This window comes from Hyella patelloides LEGE 07179, assembly GCF_900659865.1.
Classification (GTDB): domain Bacteria; phylum Cyanobacteriota; class Cyanobacteriia; order Cyanobacteriales; family Xenococcaceae; genus Hyella; species Hyella patelloides.
In genome coordinates this window covers 1-6,183 of the sequence record NZ_LR214110.1, presented here as the reverse complement: position 1 = coordinate 6,183, position 6,183 = coordinate 1, and the positions used below count along the sequence as shown (strand labels likewise).

The window sequence follows — 6,183 nt, the reverse complement described above, 5'->3', positions numbered from 1 at the left end:
TTCCCAGGGAAGCACTTCAATATCCCCAGGCTTACTGATATAGTGTTCGATGTAATTTTTTGGGTTGCCTTTGGCTTGGTGTTTGAAACAAGCGATTCCATCATTATCTTTGCCCCATAAGTCTTTTCTAATTTGAGCCGTAATTGCGCTGGCTAAGGCAGCGAAAGTAGGAATGGGTAAAATAGCATTTGTTAATCTAGATTCAGTAACTGGTATTGGCTTACGAGCATTGTTTTGTTTTAACCTGAGAATCTGCTTGATATCTTCTAAGGTAAGATTTGGTAAATCTAAGCTTTCTGCGATTTCTGGAACAATTCGTTGAGAAATCTTTTGTAAAATCCGAGAAATTTCCGATTTTAGCTCAATATCAGGGGATTTTCTTCTCCAGAAATACTCCTCAAAAATTGCTTGTAAGTTTTCATCATTGACATTCTTGAGTACTCCTGTTTCAATATCGAGCTTGATTCTTTCTGTTGCTGAGATTGAAAGATAGGTTAATAGCTCCTGGGCTACTCTATCCCAGGTTTTAGTACTTTCAAAACCATTAGCCAAATCTTGTTCTAAATGTTTAAGTATTTGGTCAATTTCTGTTTGATCTAGGTTTAATTTGACAGATGCTAAATTACCTTTTCTATCTAGAGTTGATGTAAATGATGGAAGGTTGGAGTCTGATGTTTCGGATTTTTTTTTGAGATGATTTATAATCCGATGTTCACAGAGTTTAAGTAAATGAAAAGCTAACTGACGCGCTACTAGATTTAGAAAAAAAGAACTTTCACGTAACCATTGCACAACTACTTTAATTCTTTGGGGTTCTAAATTTTTTCCAAATAGATTGTGTTGACGACGAAATTCAGTAGCTTCTGCTAGGACTTGTTCTTTGTCCATAGTTTCTAACTTGTTTGTGGGGATAAGAACAATTTCTTCTCCATCTTGATTGATGGCAGAGATATAATCTACACGCTCATATCCTGGAAGCTTTCTCCAATAACTTGTCGGGTCAAACTTGAAGATGTCTTCATCTTGCTCTGCCATGATTTTACATACTAATGTTGAATTTAACAGAATGGGCGGAATTTTCCCACCTCGCGTTCTTCTAGTGGTAGTAGTTCATTCTCTAATAACAATCATAAAAAAATAATTAGCCGATAGATTAGCCTTACTACTTTTTAGGAGGAGGAACAATATAGATAGTGCATTTAGGATTACCCTCTTTGAAACACTTTATGAAGCGGTCTAAATTCCAATCGATAACCTGTTGGGCAAAAACACTATTAGGAACATCATATTTAGCATATGCTAACCGCCAACCCACAGTTCCACCAATCAAAATTGCTATCAGCAAAATAGATAAAGGAGAAGCCCAATCACTCACCTTGACCCAAATCGTATCTTGTTGAAGATGTTTAATGGCTGCTCTCAAATAATAGACTTTATCAGCTACTTTATCTAGCTTCTTCACTGTCTGCCCAGTTTGCTCCAACAAAGCTTTGGAAACCACTTCATTCTGCTGTCTATTATTTTCGACACCAGTGTGAAGTCTCGATATCTCTTCCTTTATTTCCCTCGTTTCGGTACGAGCTATCTTGGCACTTGCCAAAGTTTCACTATTAGCGGATGCAATCGCACTCGTCGCAGCCATACCCGCCTCAAAAATATTTTCAACACATTTATTACTAACCCGTTCTATACTTTCAGCAAAGGTCTGAGCAGTACGAAGTTGTGTTTCTTTAACTCGTGAAATAGCAGCCGTTATCTCCTCTAAACTGGATGCACAATGAGCCTTCCAATCAGCCAACAGTTTAGACAATTCTGTCGGTGCAGCCTCTAAAAACACCCGCATCTGTCCCGTCAAAGCCAAGATTAAAAACATCGGGTCATCGGCTTCTAAACCACTGACATTGATAATCTCATAAACCTTAGCTCTTACTTCAGGAGACTCGCTTGACAAACAAGCATCTAAAACCTCTTTCGTTTTTCCATTTAGTCCACTCATTCCCACACCCTTAATCCACAATATTGAATTAAAACTCTCCCCGTCACTTCATACCCTGACTTCAGCATGAAGTCGCGAGCGTTGACGATTCATCATTCCACATCTCCGCACTATCAAAAGCCGTATAAGCAGCCTTCAAAAAATTAACTACTCTTTGTTTTCCCAACACCCCAAATTCTTTATATTCTCTGGCATCATCAAACTTTAATCGCTTCTGATTAATCAAATACCTTTCTTTATAACCAAGCTTGGGAAAATCAATAACCTTCACCCGATACTTCTTAATTAACTCCTGTACCGAGGAATCCTCATCAATGGGCGACCACTCATCACAAAGCCCCAAGTTTCGCACCAGAATGTGAGTCATCTTATTGCCATAACAATCTACTGAAGCCATAAACAACCTGATACTGTCATACTCCCCATTGCAAACAAACCACTTACAAAAACTTACCCCATACTCATTACCCAAAGAAAGTAACTGATTTCTCTCAATCCAACTCTTCATTGCTCGATGAACCTGAGAAGGTAAAGAAACAATTACGGGTTTTTCCAGACTCATCTCAAATATACGGTCTGCCTTATCAGCTTGTTTCTCATCTTCCGTAAAAACAGCATACTGACATATATCATTATAAACACCAGCCACATCAGGATTAGAACGGTCTGTTTCTACAGCAACAAAAGGTAAGTTTCTATCCAAGCCATACTGAATCATTGTCCGAGCAACAAAAGACTTGCCTACCCCGCCCTTCTCACCATCAATGAAATGAATCGTTGCCATTTTTCCTCCCCTAGTATTGATTAAAATCTTCTGATAAATCTGGCTTATTACCCGATAATCCTTTTGGTTTAGTCTTCGTTGACTTTCTTCTTGCTCTAGACTGACTTTTGTTTGATTCTTTATTCGTATTACTCTTAGATAATTCTCTTTCAGACAAAGAGCTAGCATCATCTTTTGAATTCTCTTCTACTTCATCATCATTATTATCAGATTCAACTTGATTCAAATCTTTATCTAGTTCTTTTTCAGATTTAGTCTTATTTATAGCTAGTGATGAAGTATCTAAACTAGACTCAGGAGAAGCTGTTTCTGACAAGTTATCTTTCTTATTCTGTCTTGACTTACTTCTTTTTCTCTTAGATGCTGATTCTTTAGAAATATCAGTTAAATATTGTTTGAGAGTCGAAGCCGAAATCAGGATTTCTTGTTCTTCTAAAATCTCCGATAAATCTTGATAACTATAACCCTTCTTCAAAGCACTCTTCAATTTATCTCTTAAAAAGTAAATACTTTCTCGTAAAGTCAGTTCCGATTTTGGTTTTTCCTTTAACTGACCTAACTTATCTAGAGTAGTCTTTAGTTGCTCGACATGAATCTTTTGATTGGGTTTGGTCTTGACCATTAGCTATCTTGTCTTCACCAAGAGTTATGATATTAGCTGCAATACTGTTATGCTAGCTTGCCCAATAATAACTTGAAGAAGTTGTTAAATTAATCAACCTAACTTATTTATTCTTAACTAAAGACCAAACTGTCTTCTTTTTCCCAGTAGTTCTGTATTAAATTGAAGGGAGGAGGTGTATGATGGTATATATACTCACTACACAATTTTTGCCTATCGGCACGCTCCGCTAAAATTGCTGGTGAGCCAAAGGGGACACCCCTTTGGAATCCCCAGATTAATTGGTGGGAGGTTTTGAGTTGATGGTCTTTTAGGGAAAAGGAGAAAGGGGAAGGGGGAAAGGTGTTGATTGTTTCTTTTCCTGCCTCATGTTTATTATAAATGTCTGGGCTTATCCTTCTCATGATTGACTTGTCCTTAAGAAGATAAAAATCTCGAAGCGAAAAGTGTATTTATTCCTTTTCCCTTTCCCCTTTCCCCTTTAACCTCCCCTAACCTAGACATCTCAAACACGACCCGAAAAACCCATTCTACTGGGAAAAAGAATATGCCTCATGCTATTGCCAGAATTGCCAAACTCAAAAGCGGAAATATTGCCTCTTCCGAACAGCATACCAAAAGAGTCCGTTCCGTTCCTAACGCTGACCCCAAAATTAACAATATCCGCTTTATTGGTCAGCCTGAAACAAGTAACAGTCCTAACCTCGAAACCCTAGTCAGACAGCGTATAGGAGAACAAACCATCCGCAAGAATGCGGTTTTATGTGTAGAGATGCTCTTAACTGCCAGTCCCGAATATTTCCGACCCGATGAACCAAGTAAGGCTGGATATTATCAACCACAGCGTTTAGAAGATTTTAAAGGAGCAGTCCATCAATGGCTCGATGAGGAATACGGCGACCGTATTATTAGAGCGGAGTTACATTTGGACGAAGCGACACCCCACATTCATGCTTATCTAGTACCTCTAGATGAGAGAGGTAAATTAAACTGTCGGGGTTTATTTGGCGGTAGAGAAAAATTAAGTAAGTTTCAAGATAGTTATGCTATTGCTCTCGCACCTTTAGGATTGGAGAGAGGAATTAAAGGCAGCAGAGCCAAACATACATCGGTCAAACAATACTATGCTGCGGTGAATAAGTCACCAGATTTAACTCTTGATAAGCAAACCATTCAACATCAATTAGCAGATAGACAAAGGGCAATTAAAGAAACGAAAGTTCTCAAACTAACTGCCAAATCTTTAGCTCAAGATAAGGAAGTTTTACAACAGCGTCTTAGAGATTTAGAAACTCAGATATATCGGCAAAATAAACAGCTTCAAAACTGGAAAACGAAGTATACAGAGTTGGCGAAGAAAGTAAGAGACTTTCCCTTGGAAAAAGTAGCTTATGAGTTGGGTTTAGACCCCGACCCAAAAGATCAACATAAGTGGCAAAATGAGCATCATATTATTAACATCACTGGCAGTAAGTTTTATGACTGGAAACACATGAAAGGTGGTGGGGGAGCAATCGACTTGGTAATGCACCTTAACGAGTGTGATTTTAAACAAGCAGTAACCTGGTTGCACGACCGCTTTGGTGAAGGAGCAACTATTGAAGCGGTTAGTTATAAGACCAGAGAAATTATCCAAGAAAAACCCGTACTAAAATTTACTCCACCAGTACTCAATGAGAGTTTATGGCAGGGGGTGAAAAAGTATTTAACTCGCTCTCGAAAACTGCCTAGTGGTTTGGTAGATAGTCTGCATGAACAGGGGTTAATTTATGCCGATGAAAAACAAAATGCGGTGTTTATTCGACGTTCCTTATATGAATCAAAAACAACAGGAGCTACCCTGAGAGGTACGGCAGGAGCAGACAACACATTTAAAGGATTAGCCCCAGGAACTAAGCGTAGTGAAGGGTGGTTTTATTTCCCACAAGGAGGACAATCGAGCGACCCAATTCAACGAGCAGTGTTAGTCGAGTCTCCTATTGATGCTCTCTCTTTTGCGGTGTTAGATCGTAATGATTCGAGAAGGACAATTTACATCTCTACTGATGGTGCGGGTCAAGTTCCCCATGAATTTTTACGACAGCCGAAAGATGTAGTGGTTGCGGTAGATAATGATGAGCCTGGTAATTTAATGGCACAAAAGATGCTCTCTCAGTTACCCAATGCTGTACGTAAAACACCAAAAGCTAATGATTGGAATGAAGAATTGGTGAATCGGTTTAATTGGTCTTCAAAGAGCCTCTCTCAGTCAATTAAAAGGCAGCCTCAACAGGAGAGAAAATTAGATGGTGGATTGAGTTTGTAGTTTGGTAAAAGATAATAAAACGGAGATTAAAACACAGTAAAACAAACCAACACTCTAGGCTATTTATTCCCTAGAAACGAATCGCACATTTCGGGTCGTTACAGCTATATATGCTTTTGAACCTTTAAATATTCAAGAAACCTAAAAATAATATCCTCATAATTCTCTCACTGTAAGGGTTTGAGAGAGATATGGAAGTAAAATTCAACAATCGTTGCCATACCCCTTTCTTAAATCCAAATAGCAAAAATGGACTAGCAATTAACAAGATAAAAATAGATTCACCGAACCCTAAAACTAAGGTGGCAGTAAATAAATCTGGTGTAACTGGTGTTTCTAGAGTAGTTAAAGCTTCCGTTTCCTTTATTAAATTGGTCTTATTTTTTGGCGTTTCTACGACTTGTTTTTTAGATGTAGAATTGCCTTGGGGTATAACATTTTAAGAATCAATATTTGACTTTTGATTTGTTTGGGGT

Annotated in this window: 6 protein-coding genes and 1 pseudogene; 2 read left to right on the top strand and 5 right to left on the bottom strand. The window is 38.3% G+C overall.

The window, feature by feature from the left end; translation table 11 throughout:
- The 5 genes and pseudogenes from H1P_RS29990 to H1P_RS29970 form a co-directional block, all read right to left on the bottom strand.
- Window positions 1-1,035: pseudogene (locus tag H1P_RS29990) on the bottom strand (hypothetical protein); the annotation flags it as partial.
- Window positions 1,036-1,162: 127 nt separating this feature from the next.
- The gene (locus tag H1P_RS29985) at window positions 1,163-1,996 is read right to left on the bottom strand and encodes a DUF6753 family protein (RefSeq protein WP_144874648.1); all 834 of its coding nucleotides are present in this window, start codon (window positions 1,994-1,996) and stop codon (window positions 1,163-1,165) included.
- Window positions 1,997-2,057: 61 nt separating this feature from the next.
- Entirely contained in the window at window positions 2,058-2,780 is a 723-nt protein-coding gene (locus tag H1P_RS29980; RefSeq protein ID WP_144874646.1) for a P-loop NTPase family protein, read from the bottom strand.
- A 10-nt stretch (window positions 2,781-2,790) separates the two neighbouring features.
- On the bottom strand, window positions 2,791-3,402 hold the full coding sequence (locus tag H1P_RS29975) for a hypothetical protein (protein ID WP_144874644.1): 612 nt from the start codon (window positions 3,400-3,402) through the stop codon (window positions 2,791-2,793).
- Window positions 3,403-3,515: 113 nt separating this feature from the next.
- On the bottom strand, window positions 3,516-3,806 hold the full coding sequence (locus H1P_RS29970) for a hypothetical protein (protein ID WP_144874642.1): 291 nt from the start codon (window positions 3,804-3,806) through the stop codon (window positions 3,516-3,518).
- A gap of 143 nt (window positions 3,807-3,949) precedes the next feature.
- Between H1P_RS29970 and mobV the strand changes: the two genes are divergently transcribed.
- On the top strand, window positions 3,950-5,707 hold the full coding sequence (mobV, locus tag H1P_RS29965; protein WP_144874640.1) for a MobV family relaxase: 1,758 nt from the start codon (window positions 3,950-3,952) through the stop codon (window positions 5,705-5,707).
- 191 nt (window positions 5,708-5,898) lie between these two features.
- On the top strand, window positions 5,899-6,150 hold the full coding sequence (locus H1P_RS29960; protein ID WP_144874638.1) for a hypothetical protein: 252 nt from the start codon (window positions 5,899-5,901) through the stop codon (window positions 6,148-6,150).
- Window positions 6,151-6,183: the final 33 nt, after the last annotated feature.

Coding starts and splice junctions, on each gene's coding strand:
- H1P_RS29985 (WP_144874648.1), bottom strand. CDS start 1,996: ATGAGTGGACTAAATGGAAAAACGAAAGAGGTTTTAGATGCTTGTTTG.
- H1P_RS29980 (WP_144874646.1), bottom strand. CDS start 2,780: ATGGCAACGATTCATTTCATTGATGGTGAGAAGGGCGGGGTAGGCAAG.
- H1P_RS29975 (WP_144874644.1), bottom strand. CDS start 3,402: ATGGTCAAGACCAAACCCAATCAAAAGATTCATGTCGAGCAACTAAAG.
- H1P_RS29970 (WP_144874642.1), bottom strand. CDS start 3,806: ATGAGAAGGATAAGCCCAGACATTTATAATAAACATGAGGCAGGAAAA.
- mobV (WP_144874640.1), top strand. CDS start 3,950: ATGCCTCATGCTATTGCCAGAATTGCCAAACTCAAAAGCGGAAATATT.
- H1P_RS29960 (WP_144874638.1), top strand. CDS start 5,899: ATGGAAGTAAAATTCAACAATCGTTGCCATACCCCTTTCTTAAATCCA.